General features: G+C 69.6%; 18 protein-coding genes. 9 read left to right on the top strand and 9 right to left on the bottom strand.

Features of this window, described 5'->3' with window-relative positions; all coding sequences use genetic code 11:
• Positions 1 to 31: 31 nt before the first annotated feature.
• Complete coding sequence (locus Q9R33_RS00790) at positions 32 to 1189, bottom strand: low temperature requirement protein A (RefSeq protein WP_311292550.1); 1158 nt, start codon at positions 1187 to 1189, stop codon at positions 32 to 34.
• 107 nt (positions 1190 to 1296) lie between these two features.
• Between Q9R33_RS00790 and Q9R33_RS00785 the strand changes: the two genes are divergently transcribed.
• Positions 1297 to 2121: an ABC transporter ATP-binding protein gene (locus Q9R33_RS00785; protein WP_311292549.1), complete on the top strand. Its 825-nt coding sequence runs from the start codon at positions 1297 to 1299 to the stop codon at positions 2119 to 2121.
• Entirely contained in the window at positions 2118 to 2852 is a 735-nt protein-coding gene (locus Q9R33_RS00780; protein ID WP_056368701.1) for an ABC transporter permease, read from the top strand. Before Q9R33_RS00785 ends, Q9R33_RS00780 begins: the two co-directional genes overlap by 4 nt.
• Positions 2853 to 2867: 15 nt before the next feature.
• Here Q9R33_RS00780 and Q9R33_RS00775 read toward each other — a convergent pair whose 3' ends face one another.
• Positions 2868 to 3308, bottom strand: a complete 441-nt coding sequence (locus tag Q9R33_RS00775) for a MarR family transcriptional regulator (RefSeq protein ID WP_310249817.1) — start codon at positions 3306 to 3308, stop codon at positions 2868 to 2870.
• A gap of 42 nt (positions 3309 to 3350) precedes the next feature.
• Here Q9R33_RS00775 and Q9R33_RS00770 point away from each other — a divergent pair, with 42 nt between their 5' ends.
• Entirely contained in the window at positions 3351 to 5150 is a 1800-nt protein-coding gene (locus Q9R33_RS00770; protein ID WP_311292548.1) for a DUF2207 domain-containing protein, read from the top strand.
• A gap of 34 nt (positions 5151 to 5184) precedes the next feature.
• Here the strand turns inward: Q9R33_RS00770 and Q9R33_RS00765 are convergent, their stop codons facing one another.
• The 4 genes from Q9R33_RS00765 to Q9R33_RS00750 are packed head-to-tail and all read right to left on the bottom strand — an operon-like array spanning position 5185 to position 9051.
• Positions 5185 to 6666: a cation acetate symporter gene (locus Q9R33_RS00765; protein WP_310249819.1), complete on the bottom strand. Its 1482-nt coding sequence runs from the start codon at positions 6664 to 6666 to the stop codon at positions 5185 to 5187.
• Positions 6663 to 7076, bottom strand: coding sequence for a hypothetical protein (locus tag Q9R33_RS00760; RefSeq protein WP_310249820.1), 414 nt, complete (start codon positions 7074 to 7076; stop codon positions 6663 to 6665). The genes Q9R33_RS00765 and Q9R33_RS00760 overlap by 4 nt, the downstream gene beginning before the upstream one ends.
• Positions 7073 to 7816, bottom strand: coding sequence for a LytTR family DNA-binding domain-containing protein (locus Q9R33_RS00755; RefSeq protein WP_056368712.1), 744 nt, complete (start codon positions 7814 to 7816; stop codon positions 7073 to 7075). Before Q9R33_RS00755 ends, Q9R33_RS00760 begins: the two co-directional genes overlap by 4 nt.
• Positions 7813 to 9051 (bottom strand): sensor histidine kinase, encoded by a 1239-nt coding sequence (locus Q9R33_RS00750; RefSeq protein WP_311292547.1) that lies wholly within the window; start codon positions 9049 to 9051, stop codon positions 7813 to 7815. The genes Q9R33_RS00755 and Q9R33_RS00750 overlap by 4 nt, the downstream gene beginning before the upstream one ends.
• 180 nt (positions 9052 to 9231) lie before the next feature.
• Between Q9R33_RS00750 and Q9R33_RS00745 the strand changes: the two genes are divergently transcribed.
• Together Q9R33_RS00745 and Q9R33_RS00740 are read left to right on the top strand one after the other, a co-directional pair.
• Positions 9232 to 9600, top strand: a complete 369-nt coding sequence (locus Q9R33_RS00745; protein WP_056368714.1) for a DUF485 domain-containing protein — start codon at positions 9232 to 9234, stop codon at positions 9598 to 9600.
• The gene (locus Q9R33_RS00740) at positions 9600 to 11216 is read left to right on the top strand and encodes a sodium:solute symporter family transporter (RefSeq protein ID WP_310249822.1); all 1617 of its coding nucleotides are present in this window, start codon (positions 9600 to 9602) and stop codon (positions 11214 to 11216) included. The genes Q9R33_RS00745 and Q9R33_RS00740 overlap by 1 nt, the downstream gene beginning before the upstream one ends.
• Positions 11217 to 11678: 462 nt before the next feature.
• On the opposite strand, the gene Q9R33_RS00735 is transcribed toward Q9R33_RS00740, so the two are convergent.
• Positions 11679 to 13277 carry a DUF5060 domain-containing protein gene (locus Q9R33_RS00735; RefSeq protein WP_311292546.1) on the bottom strand — a complete coding sequence of 533 codons (1599 nt, stop codon included), beginning with the start codon at positions 13275 to 13277 and terminating at the stop codon, positions 11679 to 11681.
• 175 nt (positions 13278 to 13452) lie between these two features.
• On the opposite strand from Q9R33_RS00735, the gene Q9R33_RS00730 reads away from it, so the two are divergent.
• On the top strand, positions 13453 to 14160 hold the full coding sequence (locus tag Q9R33_RS00730) for a DUF899 family protein (RefSeq protein ID WP_311292545.1): 708 nt from the start codon (positions 13453 to 13455) through the stop codon (positions 14158 to 14160).
• Positions 14161 to 14229: 69 nt separating this feature from the next.
• On the opposite strand, the gene Q9R33_RS00725 is transcribed toward Q9R33_RS00730, so the two are convergent.
• On the bottom strand, positions 14230 to 15123 hold the full coding sequence (locus Q9R33_RS00725) for a phospholipase (protein WP_311292544.1): 894 nt from the start codon (positions 15121 to 15123) through the stop codon (positions 14230 to 14232).
• Between the two features lie 304 nt (positions 15124 to 15427).
• On the opposite strand from Q9R33_RS00725, the gene Q9R33_RS00720 reads away from it, so the two are divergent.
• Together Q9R33_RS00720 and Q9R33_RS00715 are read left to right on the top strand one after the other, a co-directional pair.
• Entirely contained in the window at positions 15428 to 17383 is a 1956-nt protein-coding gene (locus Q9R33_RS00720) for a GMC family oxidoreductase N-terminal domain-containing protein (RefSeq protein ID WP_311292543.1), read from the top strand.
• A 132-nt stretch (positions 17384 to 17515) separates the two neighbouring features.
• Positions 17516 to 19618 carry a glucose PTS transporter subunit IIA gene (locus tag Q9R33_RS00715; RefSeq protein ID WP_311292542.1) on the top strand — a complete coding sequence of 701 codons (2103 nt, stop codon included), beginning with the start codon at positions 17516 to 17518 and terminating at the stop codon, positions 19616 to 19618.
• A gap of 186 nt (positions 19619 to 19804) precedes the next feature.
• Here the strand turns inward: Q9R33_RS00715 and pgi are convergent, their stop codons facing one another.
• Positions 19805 to 21484, bottom strand: a complete 1680-nt coding sequence (pgi, locus tag Q9R33_RS00710) for a glucose-6-phosphate isomerase (RefSeq protein ID WP_311292541.1) — start codon at positions 21482 to 21484, stop codon at positions 19805 to 19807.
• Positions 21485 to 21606: 122 nt separating this feature from the next.
• On the opposite strand from pgi, the gene Q9R33_RS00705 reads away from it, so the two are divergent.
• The gene (locus Q9R33_RS00705) at positions 21607 to 22437 is read left to right on the top strand and encodes a Cof-type HAD-IIB family hydrolase (protein WP_311292540.1); all 831 of its coding nucleotides are present in this window, start codon (positions 21607 to 21609) and stop codon (positions 22435 to 22437) included.
• Positions 22438 to 22442 lie beyond the last annotated feature (5 nt).

Raw genomic sequence — 22442 nt, 5'->3', positions numbered from 1 at the left:
CCGGGGGGCACCCGGGAGCGAGGACGGCGGATCAGCCCCCCGCGCGGCGTCCTCGCCGCACACGCCCGACCGTTTCCCCGACGGCGACGCCGGTGAGCACGAGGCCCGCGGCGACCGAGAGGGTGAGCGTGTCGAGCACGCTCGCGGCGGCCGCGAGGAGCGCGAGCGCGAGCATCCCCGCGAGCTGTGCGCGCGCCCAGCGCCGCTCCAGCAGGTGGCGGAACAGCACCGTGCCCGCGAGGAACAGCATCGGCCCCCCGATGACCGCGATCGTCGCGGCGACGTCGTGGTCGTGCGGGTGCGAGAGGGCGTCCTTGTCGCCCACGCTGATCACGACGATCCCGGCCACGATCGGGAGGTGCATCCACGTGTAGGCGGTGCGTGCCAGGCGACCCGGTGTGTCCGACGCCTCGATGGTCTCGGCGCCGACCCGCTCGCCGTGGTCGAAGTAGATCCACCACGCTGCGGCAGCGGTCGCGAACGCGGCGACGAGCGCGGCGACCGATGCCGGGGACGACTCGGTCTCGGCGAAGACGAGGCCGGTGACGAGCATGCCCTCGCCGAGGGCGATCAGGACGAAGAGCGCGGTCCGCTCGGCGATGTGGGGACCCGACAGATCCCAGCGATCGAGGCGCACCTTGCCGAGGCCCGGGACGGGGAACGCGAGTAGCGTTCCCGCGAGTTCGATCCCGAGCGCGATCGCCCACAGCGGCAGCTGCCACGGGAGAGGCAGCAGTGCGCCGACCAACCAGAAGACAGCGCTCGCGACCGTCCACGCGAGCACCGCGGTGAAGTCCCTGGACACGGCCGGATCGTGGCGGGCGGTCGCCCAGACGATGAACGCCGTACGCCCCACCTGAAGGATGACGTAGGCGATCGCGAAGGCCCACGCCCGCTCGCCGAAGGCTTCGGCGATCGAGACGCTCATGACGAGCGACACGAACGCGAGGCCGATGACCGCGCCGCGAACCGGCAGCGTCACCGGGTCGAGCCAGTTCGTGACCCAGGTCGTCGACACCCACGCCCACCACAGCGCGCACACGACGATCACGCCCTCGAGGACTCCGAGCGGGCTTTGGTTCTCGTAGAGGTAGGCCGACAGCTGCGTCAGCGCGAACACGAACACGAGGTCGAAGAAGAGCTCTATGTACGTCACCCGGTCGGCGCGCGGAGTGTCCGTCGGCCTCATCACGTTCCGCGTCATCCCGAAGGGCATGCCCCATCCTGGCATCACGCCGGCGCGGATCTCGATCTCGCCCCTGGACGGCATGCCGGCCGCGGGGCACTATTCATCTCGTGACGAACAATGCGGAGACGGATGCTGTGAGCGTGCGTGGTCTGCACGTCACGCGCGGCAGGACCGAGGTGTTCACGGGGCTCGATCTGCACATTCCGCGGGGGCAGATCACCGGCCTGCTCGGCCCGTCGGGGTGCGGCAAGACCACGCTGATGCGCTCGATCGTGGGCGTGCAGAAGGTGGCGGGCGGCCACGTGACGGTGCTCGGCGAACCCGCCGGTTCGCGCGCGCTGCGCAAGCGCGTCGCGTACGACACGCAGGCTGCCTCGGTCTACGGCGATCTCACGATCCAGCAGAACCTGCGCTACTTCGCGCGCCTCGTCGACGCGCCCCGCACCGACGTCGATCGCGTCATCGAGCAGGTCGGCCTCGCCGACCAGCGCGACCAGACCATCGACTCGCTCTCGGGCGGACAGGAGAGCCGCGTCTCGCTCGCGGTCGCCATGCTCGGGGTGCCCGAGCTGCTCGTGCTCGACGAGCCCACGGTGGGCCTGGATCCGCTGCTGCGCGCCGAGCTGTGGGAGGTCTTCCGCGGCCTCGCCGACGCCGGCGCGACGCTCATCGTCTCGAGCCACGTCATGGACGAGGCCCTCCGGTGCGACCGCATCGTGCTCATGCGCGCGGGCCGCATCATCGCCGACACGACACCCGACGGTCTCTTCGCCGACACCGGGACGACGGACCCGGATGCCGCGTTCCTCACGCTCATCGAGCGCGACGCGAACGCTCGCGCCGCGGCCGAGGCGCCGCATCCGCTCACGCGGCGTGAGGCGCGCGAGCAGGCCGAGCATGCGCACCACGCGGACGAGGGGAGCGCCTCATGAACGGCGTGCTGACCCTCGCGACCGCGGGGCGGGTGCTCCGGCAGCTCAGCCACGACCCGCGCTCGATCGCGCTCATGCTCGTCGCGCCGAGCCTGCTCGTGGGCCTGTTCGCGTGGCTGTTCAGCGATCAGGAGGGCGTGTTCGACCAGTTCGGCGGACCGATCCTGGCGCTGTTCCCCTTCATCGTGATGTTCCTGATCACCTCGATCACGACGCTCCGCGAGCGACGGTCGGGGACCCTCGAGCGGCTGATGACGACGCCGATCGCGAAGGCCGACTTCATCGTCGGCTACGGGCTGGCGTTCGGGCTCATGGCGACGCTGCAGGCGGTCATCACCGTGACCTTCGCGGTGTGGGTGTGCGGACTGCAGGTCGACGGCCCGCTCTGGCAGCTCGGGCTCGTCGCCGTCGTCGACGCGATCCTCGGCACCGCGCTCGGGCTCCTGGCGAGCGCCTTCGCACGCACCGAGTTCCAGGCGGTGCAGTTCATGCCGCTCATCGTGTTCCCGCAGATCATCCTGGGCGGGCTGTTCATGCCCCGCGAGGACATGCCCGAGGCGCTGTACCAGATCTCGAAGATCCTGCCGCTGAGCTACGCCATCGACACGATCAACGCGGTCACCGACGGCGACGAGGGCTGGGAGGTCTTCGGGCCTCTGCTCATCGTGGTCGCGTTCGCCGTGGGTGCGCTGATCCTCGCGTCGCTCACGCTCCGGCGCCGGACGCCATAGCCCGACGCCCCGAGGTCAGCAGCTGGGCTGCTTCTTGCGCAGCTTCGCGGTGAGGTCGCGCAGCTGGCAGAGCTCGTCGTCCGAGAGCAGCGACATGCGCTCGGCGATCGCCTTGCCGTGGGCACTGGCGATGCGGCGGAACAAGGAGGCCCCGGCATCCGTCGCGTGCACGAGCGCTCCGCGCCCGTCGTCGGGGTCGGCGCACTTGGTGATCAGTCCGCGCGCGACCATGCGGTCGACGAGCCGTGAGACACTCGGCTGGCTGATCAGCATGTTCGCCGTCACGTCGCGCAGACGCGCGGTGAGGTCATCGGCGCGGGTGACCGTGAGGAGCACGTCGTACTCGGCCTGGCTCAGCGTCTCGTCGTCGAAGTCGTCGTTGATGTCGCCGAACACCTCGTGCTGCGCGCGGAAGAGACTCTCCCACGCGTCGATGGCGAGACGGCGATCGGTCATAGCGTCAAGATTAGAGCCTCGCACCGACCCTAGGCTGGCCCCATGGCGTCTTCTGCAGTCGCGTCGTGGCGCACGCATCGTCTCGGATCCGTGGGTCTGGTGCTCGCCCTGCTCGCCGGAGTGCTGCTCGCCGGCCTGACCCCGAGCCCGGCGCACGCGGGCGTCGACGACTTCTCGTTCGAGAGCCTCGACGTGGAGTACCAGCTGGGCCGCGCCGAGGATGGCACGAGCACCCTGACGGTCGTCGAGACGTTCGTGGCACTGTTCCCCGAGTTCGACCAGAACCGGGGCATGCGCCGCGCCATCCCCGACAGCTACCTGGGCGCCCCGCTGCACCCCGAGCTCGTCTCGATCACCGACGAGACCGGCGCTCCCCGTGCCGAGGAGACGGAATCAGAGGACGGCTACTACTCCATGACGTCGCGCGCCGACGACTTCGTCCACGGCCGGCAGACGTACGTCTTCACCTACACGCTCCAGAACGTCACGCACCACTTCGCCGACACCGGGGTCGACGAGTTCTACTGGAACGTCAACGGCGTCGAGTGGCGGCAGCCTTTCGGCCGCATCACCGCGCGTGTGACGATGCCCGACGACCTCGAGGCCGCGCGCACCGGTGCGCAGGCCTGCTACATCGGCTCCCAGGGCTCGACCCAGACCTGCGCGATCGAAGATGCCGACGGGACGATCGCGGCCTCGGCCGAGAACGTGCAGCCGTACCAGACGATGACGATCGCGATCGGGTTCGCCCCTGACACGTTCACCGAGTTCGACCCGAACTATCTCGCCTCGCCGTGGGGCTGGCTGCAGAGCGGGGTGGCCGTGCTCGGACTCGGCACCGCCCTCGTGCTGGCGGCGGTCACGCGCCGTCGCCATCTCCGCGACGAGCCCGGGCGCCCCGTCATCATCGCGGAGTACACGCCACCGCGCGGCATCGACGCGCTCGAGAGCGCCGTGCTGCTCGGCCGCACCACGAAGGCGATCCCGGCCGAGGTGCTCGAGCAGGCGGTGGTGGGCAGCATCCGTATCGAAGAAGGCCCGCCCAAGTGGTTCGGCGGCACGAAGCTGAAGGCCGTGCTCGTGGACCCGTCCCTCGCCGACGGGGACGGACGGATGCTGCTGCCCGGCCTGTTCCCTCAGGGCCTCCCGGGCGAGGAGTTCGAGTTCGGCCGCTCCGACACGAGGTTCTCGACGACGGCGCAGAAGGTGCTGAAGGCGGCGTCGGCGGAGCTGTCGTCGAGGGGACTGCGGCGGAAGGTGCCGCTGGGCGCCCGGGCCTGGCCGGTCGTCATCGCGATCCTGTCCGCGGTCCTCGTGCTGCTCTTCGGCATCGGCGCGCTGGCGGGTTACGTGACGGCGTGGGTGCCGATCCTGCTGATCATCGGCTCCGTGCTCGTCGTGCTGCTGGTGGCGGCGATGGTGTCGCGCAAGCCCCTCACCGCCGCCGGTGCCGAGACGCGCGACCACCTGCTCGGGCTGAAGGAGTTCATCGAGTGGGCCGAGGCCGACCGCATCCGCATGCTGCAGTCTCCGCAGGGCGCGGAGCGGGTGCGCGTCGACGTCTCGGACCCGCGCATGAAGCTGAAGCTGTACGAGAAGCTGCTGCCGTACGCGGTGGTGTTCGGCCAGGAGAAGAAGTGGGCCGAAGAGCTCGCCGTGCTCTACGGTTCGGGCAACTCCCCGGGCTGGTACTCGGGCTCGACCGGATTCAACGCGGCGGCGTTCTCGGCCGGGATCTCGAACCTGTCGACGTCGGCCTCGTCGTCGTCCACGTCCGGCGGGTCGTCGGGCGGCGGCTCCGCGGGCGGCGGTGGCGGCGGAGGCGGGGGCGGCGGCGTCTGATCCGGGATGCTGCCCCTCGGGGACCGCGCTCGCTTCAGCCTTCGTGCGGGTGAGCGGCCGTCGGCTCCGGCACGTGGAGCCGGGTGAGGAACCGGTCGGTGCCGCGCGGGATGCCGCGGCGATCGCCGAGTGAGACGACCACGGTCACGACCACCGCGATCGGGACGGTCCACGCGGCGGGCTGCTCGAGGAACGGACGCAGGGCGGGCAATCCCGCCGTCACGAGTCCGCCGCCCAGGATCGCGACGCCGGAGAGGACCGCGCCGGTGAGCATGCCCGCGATCGCGCCGCGTGCCGTGAGGCCCCGCCACCAGATGCCGAGCAGCAGCACGGGGCACAGGGTCGACGCGGTGAACGCGAAGACCAGGCCGACGCTGCCGGCGAGCCCCGCCGGCTCGGTGGCCAGCGCGACGACCAGGGGGACGAACGACGAGAGCACCGCGGCGATGCGGAAGCCGCGCACGCTGCCGCCGAGCAGGTCCTGGCTGATCACTCCGGCGAGCGACACCACGAGCCCCGACGATGTGGAGAGGAACGCCGCGAACGCGCCCGCGATGACGAGGGCCGTCAGCACCTCGCCGAGCGGCCCCGCGATCAGTCGGTCGGGCAGCAGCAGGATGAGCGCGTCGGCATCGCCCGACTGCGCGAGGTCGGGCGCGAACGCGCGGCCGAGGAACCCGAACGCGGTCGGGAACAGATAGAACACCGACAGGAGCACGAGCACGATGACCGTCGTGCGCCGTGCGGCGACACCGTCGGGGTTCGTGTAGAAGCGCACGAGCACGTGGGGGAGTCCGAGCGTGCCGAGCAGCAGCGCCACCATCAGCGACACGGTGCGGTAGACCTCGAGGTCGCCGGGGCCCGCGCTCGGCGGGAACGCCTCGACCGGCGGCAATGCGGGCCGCACGTCGCCGACGAGGAGCAGGATCGCGACCACCGGGATCGCGAGGGCTGTGAGCTTCAGCCAGAACTGGAACGCCTGCACGAAGGTGATCGAGCGCATGCCGCCCGCCGCGACCACCACCGCCACGATGACCGCGACGGCGAGCGACCCCACCCAGGAGGGCAGGCCGGTCGTGATCCGCACGGTGAGGGCCGCACCCTGCAGCTGGGGCACGATGTAGAACCACCCGATGACGATCACGAGCGTGCTCGTCACGCGCCGTGCCCACAGGGAGTCCAGCCGCGCCTCGGTGAAGTCGGGGATCGTGTACGCCCCCGAGCGGCGCAGCGGCGCGGCCACGAACAGCAGCAGCATGAGGTATCCCGCCGTGTATCCGATCGGGAACCACAGCGCCGACGATCCGGTGAGCAGGATGAGGCCGGCGATGCCCAGGAACGACGCCGCCGACAGATACTCCCCGCCGATCGCCGACGCGTTCCACCAGGGACGCACCGTGCGGCTCGCGACGTAGAAGTCGCTCGTCGTGCGCGACACCCGCAGGCCGTAGAAGCCGATGAGCGCCGACGCCACAGCCACCGCGGCGATCGCGACGTAGCCGATCGCGGGGTTCACCTGTCTTCCGCCAGTGCCCGGTAGCGCGCCTCGTTGCGTGACGCCGCACGCACGTAGAGTCCGCCGACCGTGATGGCGAGCGGGTACACGCCGACCCCCAGCAGCAGCCACGACAGCGGCACGCCGAGGACGAACGTCGTGTCGAGCTGGGGCACGAGCGCGATGGCCAGCACGAACAGGGCGGTGGCGACGACGAATCCCAGCGCGAACACGATCCCGAGGCGCAGCTGCGAACGGATCAGAGAGCGCACGTACACGCCGGCGATGTCGCTCGTGGGACCGCCCTCCGCCTCCGGCGACGACGAGCGGACGGATGCTGCGGGGGAGCCCGCGTGCGGAGCGGTGACGCGTACCCGGCCCGGCGAGGGCGGGCGCGGGTCGGGGGGTGCGTCGGCGTCGCCCGAGGTCATGCGCGCGGCCGGATCGTCGTCGACTCCAGCCTCTCGCGGAGCGCCGGCAGGCACCGCCGGCTCACCGGCAACTCGGCGCCGCCGACCGTGACGCTGGGGTGGTCGCCCCCGAGCCGGAGGCGCGCGAGGTGGGGGATCGCAACGAGGTAGGAGCGGTGGATCCGCACGAAAGCGTCGGACCACTGCCGCTCGAGATCCGACATCGGCACGCGCACGAGGTAGCTCGCTTCCTCGGTGTGCAGCCGCGCGTAGTCGCCCTGGGCCTGCACGTACCGCACCTCGTCACGCCGGATCATGCGCGTCGTCCCGCCGAGCGTGACGGCGATGAGCTCCGGCTGGGCGGAGGCCGCGGCATCCGTCGCCGGCGCAGCCTGCGCCTTCATCGCCTCGAGGACGCGCGTGACCGACCGGTGAAGCCGTTCGGTGCGCACCGGCTTGAGGAGGTAGTCCACCGCCGCGAGGTCGAAGGCCTCCAGGGCGCTCTCCTCGTCAGCCGTGACGAAGACGAGTGCGGGCCGGCGCTCGAACCGCTGCAGGGCGCGCGCGAGGTCGAAGCCGCTCAGGCCGGGCATGTGGATGTCGAGGAACGCGGCATCGACGCTCTCCCGCGTCAGCAGCCGGATCGCCTCGGCCCCCGAGGGTGCCTGGTGGATGACGCCGATGCGCGGGTCCTGTCCGAGCAGGAACGCGAGCTCGTCGATCGCGGGCTGCTCGTCGTCGGCGATGAGCACGGAGATCACGGTTCGCGCCTCCCCTCGGGCCGCTCGAGGGTCGCCGTCGCACGGACGGGACCCGTGGATGCCGCGACCCGGCCGGGCTGTGACTTCGGCACGCGCATCCGCACCAGCGTGCCCGCGCCGACGTTCGTGTCCACGACGAGGCCGTGCTCGTCGCCGTAGACCTGCCGGAGCCGTGCGTCGACGTTGCGAAGGCCCACGTGTTCACCCGGCGCGCCGCCGGCGAGTGCGCGCTCGAGCACGACCGGGTCGATGCCGACGCCGTCGTCCTCGACGCTGATCTCGGCGAACGCCCCCTGATCGGAGGCCTCGATCGTGATGCGTCCGCCGCCCTCCTTGCCCTCGAGCCCGTGGCGCACCGCGTTCTCGACGAGCGGCTGGATCGACAGGAACGGCACCACCGTCGACAGCACCTCGGGTGCGATCTGCAGGGTCACCTTCAGGCGCTCGCCGAACCGCGCGCGCTCGAGCTTCAGGTAGCTGTCGATCGAGCGGAGCTCCTCGGCGACGGTGGTGAAATCCCCGTGCCGGCGGAACGAGTACCGCGTGAAGTCGGCGAACTCGAGCACGAGGTCGCGGGCCTTCGCAGGGTCGGTGTTGATGAAGGAGGCGATGGCGTTGAGCGAGTTGTAGATGAAGTGCGGGCTGATCTGCGCGCGAAGCGCGCGCACCTCGGCTTCGGCGAGGGCCGCGCGCGATGCGTCGAGCTCGCCGAGCTCCACCTGGGCGGCCACCCAGTCCGCCACCTCGCCGGTCGCGCGCACGAGCCCGGCCCGCACGCGGGGCGCGAACGCGACGATGGCCCCCGCAGGCGCGCCGCTCGCGAGGATCGGTGCGGCGACAGCATCCGTCTCCGGCTCGCCGATCCGCGCCCGTCGCTGCATCTGCGTGCGACCCGACGCACGGGCCTCCGCGGCCAGCCGTCCGGCGACCTCGCGCACGGCGTCGTCGCCTTCGACGGTGACGTGACCCGACGGGTCCACGAGTGCGAGTGTCTCGCACCCGAGGAGGGCCTTGAGATGGCGGCCGGCCCGGGTCGCGTCGCCTTCGGCCATGCCGCCGCGCAGGTGCTTGGCGGCGCGGCTCGCGAGGTGGAGCGTCTGGTACGTGGCCTGCTCGACGTCGGTGCCGAGCTCCTTGGATGCCACCACGATGCGCCGGAGCAGGATCACGACGCCGACCGCGAGCGCCCCGGCGAGGACGCCGGCGGCAGCGGCGAGCAGCATCGACTCGGGCATGCGGCCAGCGTAGCCGTCGTTCGTCGTCAGCCGACCGCCGTTCGTCGCACCGTGGACGCCGCTCACCGACGACGAACGGCGACCGCCCCCGGCCGCACCTGCCGAACGCGAGCATGGTCGCACTGTCAACGCAGCGGCGCGGCCGACGGGCGCGCCGACCCCCCTCGAAGGAGAGACGCCATGGGCAACGAAGCCCCCAGCGCCGCGACGGACCTCGCAGAGGTCGACTACGGCGCGGTGCAAGCATCACCTGATTTCCAACGGCTCCGGCGCACGCATCGGAGCTTCGTCTTCCCGGTGCTGGGCGCGTGCCTGGCCTGGTACTTCGCGTACGTCCTCCTCGCCAGCTACGCCCACGACTTCATGTCGATCCGGGTGTTCGGCAGCGTCAACGTCGCGATGGTCCTCGGCATGGCGCAGGTCGTCACGACGTTCGCCGTCACGACCTGGTACGTCCACTACGCCAACAAGCGCCTCGACCCGCTCGCGGAGGAGATCCGCGACGAGATCGAGACCGGCGAGTTCGAGAAGGCGGGGGAGACGCGCTGATGCGGCACTTCACAGAAGCGGCGACCACGTCGCCCGGTGAGCCCTGGCTCAACATCGCCATCTTCGGCGCGTTCGTCGCCGTCACGATGGTGATCGTGTTCCGCGCCAGCCGGAACAACAAGACCGCGGCGGACTACTACGCCGCCGGCCGCTCGTTCACGGGCGGCCAGAACGGCTCCGCGATCGCGGGCGACTACCTGTCGGCGGCGTCGTTCCTCGGCATCGTCGGCGCGATCGCGATGACCGGCTACGACGGGTTCCTCTACTCGATCGGATTCCTCGTCGCATGGCTCGTGGCGCTCCTGCTCGTCGCGGAGCTGCTGCGCAACACCGGCAAGTTCACGATGGCCGACGTGCTGTCGTTCCGGCTCAAGCAGCGTCCGGTGCGCATCGCGGCGGCGACCACCACGCTCGTCGTGTGCTTCTTCTACCTGCTCGCGCAGATGGCGGGCGCCGGTGGCCTGGTGTCGCTGCTGCTCGGCATCGGCGACCAGCTGGGCCAGGCTGTCGTCATCACGGTGGTGGGCGCGCTCATGATCCTCTACGTGCTCATCGGAGGCATGAAGGGCACCACCTGGGTCCAGATCATCAAGGCCGTGCTGCTCATCGCGGGCGCCGGTGTGATGACGGTGTGGGTGCTCGCGCTCAACGGCTTCGACTTCTCGGCGCTCCTCGACAAGGCCGTGGCCGTCGCCGAGAACCCGGCGATCCTCGACCCGGGCCTGAAGTACGGCGTCTCGGACACCTCGAAGATCGACTTCCTGTCGCTGGGTCTCGCCCTGGTGCTCGGCACCGCGGCGCTGCCTCACGTGCTGATGCGCTTCTACACCGTGCCCACGGCCAAAGAGGCGCGCAAGTCCGTCGTCTGGGCCATCTGGCTGATCGGCATCTTCTACGTCTTCACGCTGGTCCTCGGCTACGGTGCCGCCGCTCTCGTCGGCCCGGCGGTCATCGCCGCGGCGCCCGGCGGCCCGAACTCGGCGGCCCCGCTGCTCGCGTTCTCGCTGGGCGGACCGCTGCTGCTCGGCCTCATCTCGGCGATCGCGTTCGCCACGATCCTCGCGGTCGTCGCCGGCCTCACCATCACCGCCGCCGCGTCGTTCGCGCACGACATCTACGCGTCGGTCGTGAAGAAGGGCAAGCCCGAGCCGGGTGCCGAGGTCAAGGTCGCGCGCCGCACGGTGGTCATCATCGGCATCGTCGCGATCATCGGCGGCATCGGAGCGAACGGTCAGAACGTCGCGTTCCTCGTGGCCCTCGCGTTCGCCGTCGCGGCCTCGGCGAACCTCCCGACGATCGTGTACTCGCTGTTCTGGAAGCGGTTCACGACCAAGGGCGCTCTGTGGAGCATGTACGGCGGTCTCGCCTCGGCGATCCTGCTCATCGTGTTCTCGCCGGTGGTCTCGGGCTCCGAGACGTCGATGCTGAAGACCGACGCGATCGACTTCGCGTGGTTCCCGCTGTCGAACCCCGGCATCGTCTCGATCCCACTCGCGTTCTTCCTCGGCTGGATCGTCAGCGTGCTCGACAAGACGCCGGAGGACCCGAAGAAGCAGTCCGAGATGGAGGTGCGCTCGCTCACCGGCATCGGCGCGGAGAAGGCGGTCAGCCACTGACGCAGAGGGCAAGAGTAAGGGCCGGTCGGAGAGGCTACCGACCGGCCCTTGTCCCTTGCACCAAGAGTGTCCTGCAATCACATGCCGGTAGCTGCCACAGCAAAACAACTACCGTGCAAGCACTCTATAACGGTGAGATAACGCTGACAAGCGTTTTCTGTGATCTTTTCGTGATCTTCCCAGGCGCCGCTCGACAGGCGGGCGTCGGGGCGTCGAGGGTCGTCGCCGAAGAGCGGCCGAGTGATCTCAGATGTCCTGGTAAATAGGCAAAAGTGAAGGGCCGGTCGGAGAGGCTACCGACCGGCCCTTGTCCCTTGCACCAAGAGTGTCCTGCAATCACATGCCGGTAGCTGCCACAGCAAAACAACTACCGTGCACGCACTCTATAACGGCCAGATAACGCTGACAAGAGTCCGCTGTTATGTTTTCGTGATCGGTTTCCTGAGAGGTCCGCGGGGCCGATCAGGCCTGCGTGAACCTCACCGCGATCCACTGCTTTCCGGGCAGACCGATGGACGGACGCGCGGGGTCCTGCGCGCCGCGAGGGACCTTCGCCATGTTGAACACGCCGGCGGGGGTGACCGTCATGTTCCAGGTGTCGATGATGTCGACCTTGTAGGAACGGCCCGCACCGCTCGGCAGGATGGCTTCCCACTCTGTCGGGGTGTCCTCACCGAAGTACTTCACGTAGTACTGGTTGTCGACGCCCGCGATGTCGTAGTCCCAGTCCGGCTGGAGAGCGTTGATGCCGGGCGCCGGGCCGTCTTCCATGACCTGCTTGAGGAAGGCCAGTCGGGGCGCGCTGTTCCCGTTGAGCGTGCCGCCCTGCCCGAGCCATGAGATGCTCGGCTTCTGCTCGGGGTTGAGCGTCTCGCCGTGCCCGCAGTAGGTGCCGCCGACGAAGGTGTTCCAGAACCGGTGGGTCATCTGCTCGCCGGAGAGCTGGCCCCAGCGCTCGCTGATGTTGCCCTCGTATGCCACTTCGTCGAAGATCACCGGCTTCAAGGCGAACTGGCGGTGGAAGTGGGCGCGGAGGCCGTCCAATGCGGCACCGGCGCTCTGGATGCTCGCGTGCGTGATCCAGGGCTTGCGGTGGTCGTAGTAGATGTTCTTGTTGTGGATCGATCGGAGTCGGTTGTGCGGATCGGCTGACTGCAGGACCTGGAACAGGTGGTCCCAGTCGTCGAGCTTCTTCGTCTTGATGCCGTCGTACTCGTTCGCCATCGACCACCACACGTTGCGGTACGCACCGAACCGGGCGGCGATGTAGCGCACGTAGCGCTCATCGTGCTCGCGTGCCATGTCGGAGTAGCCGCGAGCGGTGTCGTAGGGCTGGTAGAGCACGACATCGGCCTGGATCCCGAGCTCGAGCAGTCTCTGGATGCGGCTCTCATAGCGGCGGAAGTAGGCGGGGTCGATGCGCGTCGGGTCCCAGTCCTTGAGTCCCGGGCCGGTGCGGACGAAGGGGTCGGTCGCTTCGGCGGGCACGTTGGGGAACACCAGCATGCGGATCTTGTTGAAGGGTGACGTGCTGAGGGTGTCGAGCGTCACCTCGCACTTCTCGTCGGACTGCAGCGCCCACGAGTACGACGTGGTGCCGATCTGGCGGTAGGGCGAGCCGTCGGCGTAGACGAAGTGGTACCCGTTCGGGACGACCAGCACAGGGCCGTGGTTCCCCGCGGACGGCTCCACCACGGTGAGTCGGCCCGTCTGGCGCAGCGCAGGCTGGTTGCTGTCGACGGCCCAGGTCCACTCGCCCGTCTGAGGTGGCGAGAACCGCACCCGGAAGGTGCCGTCGCCGTCGTAGAAGCCGGGCACTGTGATCGTCTGGCCCGCGCCCTGGTACACGGCCGCGAGCGCGACATCGACGTAGGGGTTGCCCTTGTCGGGACCGCGCAGAACGATCTCGTGCATGCCCCAGCGCTCGACCGTCTTGGGATTGTTCGCACTCTCTCCCTGCGCCCCGGGCGTCGCCGCGGTCGCGGGGTTCGGTGCCCCGATCGCCGCAGCGGCGCCCAGAATGGCTGCGCCGGTCAAGACCGTTCGTCGTGTGATCTCCATCGATCATCCTCCAGATGATTCTCCGAGGTGGATTTACTGCCTCCCAGGCTATGAACACGGCGAGTATTATCGCTACCCCGTATAAAAATGCAGGTACTTGATCGGCTGTATGCCTTGACGATGAAACCTAGATGTGTACAGTGTGAACATACGCACTCGACACTCGGAGGTTCCGATGCAGAGCTCGACCCAGAATGCCCTTCCGCCCGTCGTCGATGCCGAGCAATGGCGACGCGAGCTCGATGAGCTCCGCGTGCGCGAGAAAGCGGCGACGCGAGAGCTCGACGCCATCGCGGCGCAGCGCCGGAGGCTGCCGATGGTGCAGATGCCCGACTACACGCTGATGGGCGAGTACGGACCGGTGCGCCTCGTCGACGTCTTCGAGGGAAAGTCGCAGCTCATCGTCTACAACCACATGTGGTTCGAGGGGAAGCAATGGCACTGCCCGGGCTGCACCGGCTACACGTCGCAGTTCACCCGGCTCGACTTCCTCGACGCGTACGACGCCCGGTTCGTCATCGTGACGCAGGGTCCGATCGATGAAGCGCTCGAGTACAAGGAGCGCACGGGCAACCGCATGGAGTGGTACTCCACCGCCGGGAGCCCGTTCGGCGCCGACGTCGACGCGCCCGCCGGAGGCGGCTTCGCGGTGAACGTCTTCCTCCGCGACGGCGACACCGTTTATCGCACCTGGCACACGAACGGCCGGGGCACGGAGCAGCTGAGCCACACGTTCCCACTCATCGACGTGCTCCCGTACGGCCGTCAGGAGGAATGGCAGGACTCGCCGGAAGGGTGGCCGAAGACCGACGCCTACGACGGGTGGTTCACGTCGCAGAAGGTCGCGGAGCTGTACGGACCCGGCGCGCACACGCACGCATGAAGAAGACGAATGCCGCACCCCGCGACTGCGGCCGGGGTGCGGCATCCGTCTCAGATCGAAGCCGGCTGATCAGTACCAGTCGGTGGTCTGCGAGTGGCCCCAGGCGGCGCACGGCGTGCCGTACGAGCCGGCGATGTAGCCGAGGCCCCACGCGATCTGGGTTGCGGCGTTGGTCTGCCAGTCGGCGCCGGCGCTGGCCATCTTGTTGCCGGGCAGCGACTGCGGGATGCCGGTGGCGCCGCTGCCGGCGTTGTAGGCCTGGTAATTCCAGTTCGACTCCTTCTCCCAGAGCGACTCGAGGCACGAGAACTGGCCGTCGCCCCAGCCGTACTGCGAGGCGGCCATCTGACGCGCGGTCGCCTTGGCGCCCTCGGGTGTGTTCGCGGCGGCGAGGGCGGCGGCGGCCGCTTCGGCCTGGCGCTGCGCCTCGGCGGCAGCGGCGGCAGCGGCAGCCGCCGCCTCTTCCGCGGCCTTCTTCTCCTTGGCGGCGTCGAGGTGCTCGCGGAGCTCTGCCACCCGGGCCTTCACCGTCTCGGTGGCGCCGCTCGCGTCGGCGGTGAGTCCCGGAATGAGGAGCATGGGAACGAGGTCGAGCTTCGCGAGGCGGTCGGCCGCCTGCTCGAGGCCGGCGGTGTCGACGGACGTGTCGCCGATGCCCAGGTCGAGGCCCGCGGCGGCGATGTCGGTGGTGACCGAGGCGGCGTCGCTCAGCGCGACGCGGGCCGAGAGGAGGGTGCCCTGCGCATCGACGCGGATGTCGCGGAAGGAGTCTGCGGTCGCTTCGGGCGCGGCGGCCGAGGCGATCGCGGTGGCGGCCAGCGGAGCGGCGGCAGCGAGGGCCGGGGAAGCGAGCGTGAGGCCCGTCGTGAGGAGCACGCCGAGCGCGGCCCCGGTGGCGACGGCGGGCACGAAGAAGCGGCGGCGTGAACGGCGGGCAGGCGTGGGTGACTGGTCTGAATGCATGACGAACGTACGATCCTTCGGGTTTCGCGCCGCGGGTATCGGCGCCCGTGCGTCTTCGGGTCGGACGCACAAGTCCCCGAGTCTGCCTCATCGTGTCTGGACGGTTCCCGGTGTTTTCCTGGACGGAACGTGAGAGCGCTTTTGCAGGAAAGGCCTGATCGGACAATGAGAATCTTCTCATTCAGGTGCATCGGATGGCATCAGCGTGCAGTCGACGGCAGTGAATTTCAGTTCACTTAACCCTTGTCCGGAGCCTGACGGATGGTGCATGCTGGCCGCAGCAACGGCGCACCTGGAGGCACCCATGACGTTGACCGCAGCGCAGCGGGCGACATTCGAGTCCATCTTCGACACCTTCGCTCCCGGCGACGGCAACGGCATCCCCTCGGCCACCCGGCTGGGTGCGGTCCCGATCGCCGAGGGCATGCTCGAGGCGAACCCGCGCAAGGAGGAGGCGGAGCTCCTCGCCCGCGTGCTGTCGCTGTGGGACACGCCGCTCGGCGGCGTGCTCCTGGGCATCGGCCCGCGCCGGTTCTCGACGCTGCCGGCCGCGAAGCGCGAGGCCGCGCTCATCGCGCTGTCGGACTCGCGCGTGCCCCTCAAGCGCGTGCTGTTCCAGAACCTGAAGTCCGCCGCGATGCTGTCGTACTACGTCGCCCCCGGAGCCGACGGCGCCTCACCCCTCTGGACGTCGATGGGCTATCCCGCTCCTCCCGGTCCGCGCACCGATGCGACGCCTCCGCCGCTGCACCCGCAGACGCCGGAGTCCGACCTCTCGCTCGACTGCGACGTGGTCGTCGTCGGCTCGGGCGCGGGCGGCGGGACGGCCGCCGCGGTGCTCGCCGCGCGGGGGCTCGACGTGATCGTGCTCGAGAAGGGCGGCTACTACGACGATCGGGACTTCGACGGCAGCGAGCTCGGCGGCCTCGCCCGCCTGTACGCGCCAGGGCCCTCGGCCACGGCGGAGGGGCAGCTCAGCATCCTGTCGGCGCAATGCCTCGGCGGTGGCACCGTCGTGAACTTCTCGACCTCGTTCCGCACGCCCGACCACGTGCGGGAGGAATGGGCCGCGCACGGGGTGCCGCAATTCACGTCGCCCGAGTACGACGCCGCCCTCGACGCGGTGTGGGCGCGGCTCGGCGTGAACGGCGCGTACAGCGCGCCGTCGGCGCGCGACCGCATCATGGAGCGCGGACTCACGAGCCTCGGCTGGCATGTCGGCGCGCTCGAGCGCAACGTCGTCGGCTGCGACACCGGTCTCGAATGCGGCCGCTGCGGCTACGGGTGCCGCATCGGCGCGAAGCAGTCGGTCACGAAGACATGGCTGACGGATGCCGAGACCTCCGGTGCGCGGCTCTACACCGGCGTCGACGTGCGAAAGGTGGAGACTTCGGAGGGCCGGGCGACAGGGGTGACGGGCCGCACCGCGGCCGGGCACTCCGTCACGGTCCGTGCCCGCGCGGTCGTGGTCGCGGGCGGAGCGGTCCAGACGCCGGCGCTGCTGCGTCGCTCGGGATTGACGAATCAGAACATCGGCAAGCACCTCCGTCTGCACCCGGCGACGGCGGTGTGGGCGGAGTTCGACGAGGAGGTTCGCCCGTGGGAGGGTGCCATGCAGGCGCGCTACTCCGCCCAGCACGCCGACCTCGACGGCTCGGGCTACGGCGCCGTCTACGAGACCGCGGCCGCCAACCCGGGACTCTCGGTGGCGTTCCAGTCGTGGCGCGGCGCGCAGTCCCACCTCGACGTGATGAAGCGCCTCGCGCACTACTCGAGCGTCGGAGTCATCACGCGAGACCAGGACTCCGGTGAGGTGCGGGTCGACAAGTCCGGCGAACCGACGATGCACTACCTCCTGTCGGACCGCGACGCCGCCCGCGTGCAGGCGGGCGTGGCGGGCGCGTCCCGCATCCTCGAGGCGGCGGGAGCGCTGCGCATGTTCTCGGGGCACCAGGCGGGCATCGAGTGGACCCGAGCAGGCGGCGAGCCGCTCGACGCCTTCATCGCGCGCTGCGCCGCGGCGGGTTACGGTCCCGGTCGGTGTTCCATGGCGGCGCTGCACATCATGGGGTCATCGCGCATGGGCGGCTCCGCGGCCACGAGCGCGGTCGACCCCGACGGCGCCACCTGGGAGGTGCCCAACCTCGTCGTCGCGGACGCTTCGACGTTCCCCACGGCCTCCGGCGTCAACCCGATGATCTCCATCGAGGCCATCGCCTACATGACGGCGACCCGTCTCGCCGGCCGTCTGGGGGCATGACTGCGTAACGAAGATCCTGGCGTGTGGGTGTTTCCCGCGCCACCAGGCGAGCGCTAGCGTTGCGCTCGACGGGGCACGGCGTGGTGCGGTGCGTCGTCGGTGCGCGCACGACACCTCGCGAAGGAGAGATCCATGGCTACATCGTCCGCAGCAGACATCGTCAAGGCCGTCGGCGGCGCCGGCAACATCGAGAGCCTCACGCACTGCGCCACCCGGCTGAGATTCCAGCTCCATGACGCGTCCGGCGTCGACGCCAAGGCCGTCGAGGCGATCCCCGGAGTCATGGGCGCCGTGCCGCAGGCCGGCGAGCGGTTCCAGGTCGTCATCGGCGGCGGCGTGCAGAACGTCTACAACGACATCATGGCGCTGCCCGAGATGAAGGACGGCGGCGGGGCTGCAGCATCCGATGCCGACGATATCGACGCGATCAAAGCACGGGAGCGTGCGAAGGGGGTGCGCGGGAAGGTCGCGTGGATCGACTCCTTCTTCGAGTTCCTGTCGGACTCGTTCCGGCCGCTCCTGGGCGCCCTCCTCGGCGCGTCGTTCTTCATCACGTTCATGGCGCTGCTCGCGACCGTGGGCGCCATCCCGGACTGGAATGCCCCGGGCGTGACGCTGGAGCCGTCGTGGGCGTTCGTCAACCTGATGTGGCAGTGCATCTTCGTGTTCCTGCCGCTGATGGTCGCGTACAACGCGACGAAGAAGGTGGGCGCCGACCCCTGGGTGGGCTTCGGCATCATGGCGGTGCTGATGCTGCCCGGGTTCCTCGCACTCGGCGAGGGCGTCGAGCCGACGCAGATCTTCGGCGTCGACGTCACGATCGTGCCGATCTTCGGCTTCCCGCTGACGATCTTCGACTACAGCTCGCAGGTGTTCCCGCCGCTGCTGATGGCGGGCGTGCTCGGTCCGCTGTACAAGCTGCTGCGCAAGCTCATCCCCGCGAACGTGCAGCTCATCTTCGTGCCGTTCTTCGCGATGCTCGTCATGATCCCGCTGACGGCGTTCATCATCGGCCCGATCGGCGTCTACGCGGGCGCCGCCCTCGCGCAGGCCCTCGCGGCGATCAACAACTTCTCGCCGTTCATCTTCGCGATCGTGATCCCGCTGGCCTATCCGTTCATGGTTCCGCTGGGTCTGCACTGGCCGATCAACGCGGTCATGCTCCTCAACATCCAGACCCTCGGGTACGACTTCATCCAGGGCCCGATGGGCGCGTGGAACTTCGCCTGCTTCGGCGCCACCGCCGGCGTGCTCGTGCTCTCGCTCCGTCACCGCGACACGCAGATGCGCCAGACCGCGACGGGCGCGCTCGCGGCAGGTCTTCTAGGCGGGATCTCCGAGCCGTCGCTGTACGGCATCCATCTGCGGTTCAAGCGGATCTATCCACGCATGCTCGTCGGCTGCTTCGTCGGCGGACTCACGATCGGCATCGGCAGCCTCATCATGGGCCTGCCCGACGGCGTGACCACGCAGGCGTTCGTGTTCACGTCGCTGCTGACGATCCCGGCGTTCAACCCGATCGGGCTGTACGCGATCGCGATCGGCCTCGCGTTCTTCACGTCGATGTTCCTCGTCATCTGGTCGAACTTCCGCACGCCCGAGCAGCAGGCCGAGTTCGAGGCGGCGCGCGACGCGGCCGAGGCTGCGGCGGCGGCCGAGCACATCGCGCCCGCGGTCGTCGAGGCGAGCGAGCCGCGTGCCATCGACGCGTCGGAGGCGGCCCCGGCTGCGGCCGCCGTCCCGGTGGCCACCGCCGTGCTCGAGAAGGCGTCGATCGAGGTGCTGTCGCCGCTGGCGGGCAAGGTCGTTCCGCTGTCGGAGGTCCCCGACCCGGTGTTCGCGGGCGGAGTCATGGGCCCGGGCGCGGCCATCGAACCGGTCGGCGACACGGTGTTCTCGCCCGGGGCGGGCGTGATCGCGGCGGCACAGCCCACCGGGCATGCCTTCGGCATCGTCCTCGACGGCGGCGTCGAACTGCTGATCCACGTCGGCATCGACACGGTCAACCTGAAGGGCGAAGGCTTCGACGTCAAGGTGAAGAACGGCGATCGCGTCGAGCTCGGCACGCCGCTGGTGACGTTCGATCGCGCGGTGATCGAGAAGGCCGGCTACCCGCTCATCACGCCCGTCATCGTGCTCAACGCCGACGACTTCGGCGAGGTGTCGCCGGTGCTCGAAGGCGACATCGCTGTGGGCGGCTCACTGATCACGGTGGAGCCCAAGCCCGCGTCGTAGGCCGGTGTCGGCTTCGCGCTAGCGAAATCGGCATCCGCGGCTGTGTGAAACAACCGCGGATGCCGATTCCTATAGCGCGGGCGAATGGGGTCGGGCGAGAACGGCAGCGGCTGCGGGAATCGGCCGCGGGAACGACGGAGGGGTGGGTGCCGAGACCTCGGCATCCACCCCTCGACGTCGTGTGGCCTACTTGCGATGCGTGGCGTAGTAGGCGAGGAGCGCCCGGGTCGAGGCATCCTGTGTCGCGATCGCCGCCTCGTCGCCCTCGATGGCCGGCGCGATCTGCAGCGCCAGCTGCTTGCCGAGCTCGACGCCCCACTGGTCGAACGAGTTGACGCCCCAGATCACGCCCTGCGTGAAGGTGATGTGCTCGTACAGTGCGACGAGCTGGCCGAGCACGGCGGGCGTGAGCGCCGGAGCGAAGATCGACGTGGTCGGCTTGTTGCCCGCGAACGTGCGCGCGGCGACGAGGGCGCCGGTGGTGCCCTCGGCCTCGACCTCTTCGGCCGTCTTGCCGAAGGCGAGGGCCTTGGTCTGCGCGAGGAAGTTCGACAGGAACAGGCCGTGCACGTCGCGGCCGCCGTCTTCGAGCGGGTACGCGGGGTTCGCGAAGGCGATGAAGTCCGCGGGGATGAGGCGCGTGCCCTGGTGGATCAGCTGGTAGAACGCGTGCTGGCCGTTGGTTCCGGGCTCGCCCCAGAACACCTCGCCGGTGTCGGTGGTGACAGGGGAGCCGTCCCAGCGGACCGACTTGCCGTTGGACTCCATGGTCAGCTGCTGCAGGTACGCGGCGAAGCGCGAGAGCTGCTGGGCGTAGGGGAGCACCGCGTGCGACTGGGCGCCGAGGAAGTTCGAGTACCAGATGTTGAGCAGGCCCATCAGCACCGGCACGTTGCGCTCGAGCGGCGTGCTCGCCACGTGCTCGTCGACCGCGTGGAATCCGGCGAGCAGCTCGCGGAACACGTCGGGGCCGAGCTCGATCATGAGCGAGAGACCGATGGCCGAGTCCACGGAGTAGCGGCCGCCGACCCAGTCCCAGAAGCCGAACGCGTTGTCGGTGTCGATGCCGAACGCGGCGACCTTGTCGAGAGCGGTCGAGACGGCGACGAAGTGGTGGGCGACGGCATCCGTCTTCGCCTCGTCCGAACCGTCGATCGCACCCGACGCCGCGAGACCGGCCCACAGCCAGTCGCGCGCGAGGCGCGCGTTGGTCAGCGTCTCGAGGGTGGTGAAGGTCTTCGACGCGACGATGAAGAGCGTGGTCTCGGGGTCGAGGTCCTTGGTCTTGTTCGCGATGTCGAACGGGTCGATGTTCGAGACGAACCGGGCCTGGATGCCGGCGGTGGCATACGGCTCGAGCGCGGCCGAGATCATGACCGGGCCGAGGTCGGAGCCGCCGATGCCGATGTTGACGATGTGCGTGACCTTCTTGCCGGTCACGCCCTGCCACTCGCCCGAGCGCACCCGGTCGGCGAAAGCGGTCATCGCGGTGAGCACCGACTGCACGTCGGCGTCGACGTCCTGGCCGTCGACCACCAGCGCCGGTGAAGCGCCGGGGGGCCGGCGGAGCGCGGTGTGGAGCACCGCGCGGTCCTCGGTCGTGTTGATGTGCTCGCCGGCGAGCATCGCGGCGTAGCGCTCGGCGACGCCGGTCTCGGCGGCGAGCTTCACGAGCGCCGCGAGGATCTCGTCGGTCACGAGGTTCTTCGACAGGTCGACGTGCAGGTCGGCGAGCTCGAAGCTGAGGCGCTCGGCGCGACGCGGATCGATGGCGAACCAGTCGCGCAGATCGGGGGCGAACGAGTCGCGGAGCGAGCTGAGCTCGGCCCAGGCGGACGTGGTGGTGGCATCGATGGGAGCTGTCACGCACCCCAAGGTACCCGCGCGGGTGTGCGTGTTGGTTACGCGTTACTCACCGACCTCCGGCGGCTGTTGTGAGCAGGAGTCCCGCCCGGCGTTCAGGAAGCCGACCGTAGGGTGGAAGCACCATGCCCTTTCCCTCGCCCGACCTTCGCCTGATCGCCGTCGACATGGACGGCACCCTGCTCGACGGCGACGGCCGCATCCCCGAGGCCCTCTGGCCGCTGCTGGACCGCCTGCACGCGGACGGCATCCGCTTCGCGCCGGCGAGCGGACGCCAGCTCGCGACGCTGCAGCGTGCGTTCGCCGAGCACCTCGACGACATGGTGTTCATCGCCGAGAACGGCGCGTACGTCGTCGAGGGCGACACCGAGATCAGCTCGGACGCAATGGATGCCTCGTTCACGGCGTCCCTCGTCACGCGCCTGCGTGCGCTCGCCGCCGAGGGGCGCGACCTCGGCGTCGTCGTGTGCGGCAAGCGGTCCGCCTATATCGAGCGCGCCGGCGACGCGTTCCTCCCCGAGGCCGAGAAGTACTACGCCCGCCTCGAGGCCGTGCCCGACCTGCTCGCGGTCGACGACCAGATCCTCAAGGTCGCGATCTTCGACTTCGCGGATGCCGCGGCCACCGCCCCCGCGCTCGACGACCTGCGAGCCACGCACCAGGTGGTGGTGTCGGGCGAGCACTGGATCGACGTGATGAACCAGGGCGTCAACAAAGGCGTCGCGCTCGGGCGGCTGCAGGCGGCGACGGGCATCGCGCCCGAGCAGACGGCGGTGTTCGGCGACTACCTCAACGACCTCGAGATGATGGATGCCGCGTCCCTGTCATTCGCGATGGCCAACGCGCACCCGCTCGTCGCGGCCAGGGCGCGCTTCCGCGCCCCGTCGAACCTCGACCACGGTGTGATCACCACGATCGAGAAGCTCCTCGACGGCGTGCCCGACCCCGTCGCCTGACGGAG

Source organism: Microbacterium sp. PRC9, assembly GCF_031844125.1.
Classification (GTDB): Bacteria; Actinomycetota; Actinomycetes; order Actinomycetales; family Microbacteriaceae; genus Microbacterium.
This window is presented reverse-complemented; position numbering and strand designations above follow the sequence as displayed.

Excerpts from the sequence above, each read along its gene's own strand:
- Q9R33_RS00725 (WP_311292544.1), bottom strand. The coding sequence starts at position 15,123 with ATGCATTCAGACCAGTCACCCACGCCTGCCCGCCGTTCACGCCGCCGC.
- Q9R33_RS00740 (WP_310249822.1), top strand. The coding sequence starts at position 9,600 with ATGCGGCACTTCACAGAAGCGGCGACCACGTCGCCCGGTGAGCCCTGG.
- Q9R33_RS00775 (WP_310249817.1), bottom strand. The coding sequence starts at position 3,308 with ATGACCGATCGCCGTCTCGCCATCGACGCGTGGGAGAGTCTCTTCCGC.
- Q9R33_RS00750 (WP_311292547.1), bottom strand. The coding sequence starts at position 9,051 with ATGCCCGAGTCGATGCTGCTCGCCGCTGCCGCCGGCGTCCTCGCCGGG.
- Q9R33_RS00790 (WP_311292550.1), bottom strand. The coding sequence starts at position 1,189 with ATGAGGCCGACGGACACTCCGCGCGCCGACCGGGTGACGTACATAGAG.
- Q9R33_RS00780 (WP_056368701.1), top strand. The coding sequence starts at position 2,118 with ATGAACGGCGTGCTGACCCTCGCGACCGCGGGGCGGGTGCTCCGGCAG.
- Q9R33_RS00705 (WP_311292540.1), top strand. The coding sequence starts at position 21,607 with ATGCCCTTTCCCTCGCCCGACCTTCGCCTGATCGCCGTCGACATGGAC.
- Q9R33_RS00760 (WP_310249820.1), bottom strand. The coding sequence starts at position 7,076 with ATGACCTCGGGCGACGCCGACGCACCCCCCGACCCGCGCCCGCCCTCG.
- Q9R33_RS00770 (WP_311292548.1), top strand. The coding sequence starts at position 3,351 with ATGGCGTCTTCTGCAGTCGCGTCGTGGCGCACGCATCGTCTCGGATCC.
- Q9R33_RS00745 (WP_056368714.1), top strand. The coding sequence starts at position 9,232 with ATGGGCAACGAAGCCCCCAGCGCCGCGACGGACCTCGCAGAGGTCGAC.
- Q9R33_RS00715 (WP_311292542.1), top strand. The coding sequence starts at position 17,516 with ATGGCTACATCGTCCGCAGCAGACATCGTCAAGGCCGTCGGCGGCGCC.
- Q9R33_RS00720 (WP_311292543.1), top strand. The coding sequence starts at position 15,428 with ATGACGTTGACCGCAGCGCAGCGGGCGACATTCGAGTCCATCTTCGAC.
- Q9R33_RS00730 (WP_311292545.1), top strand. The coding sequence starts at position 13,453 with ATGCAGAGCTCGACCCAGAATGCCCTTCCGCCCGTCGTCGATGCCGAG.
- Q9R33_RS00735 (WP_311292546.1), bottom strand. The coding sequence starts at position 13,277 with ATGGAGATCACACGACGAACGGTCTTGACCGGCGCAGCCATTCTGGGC.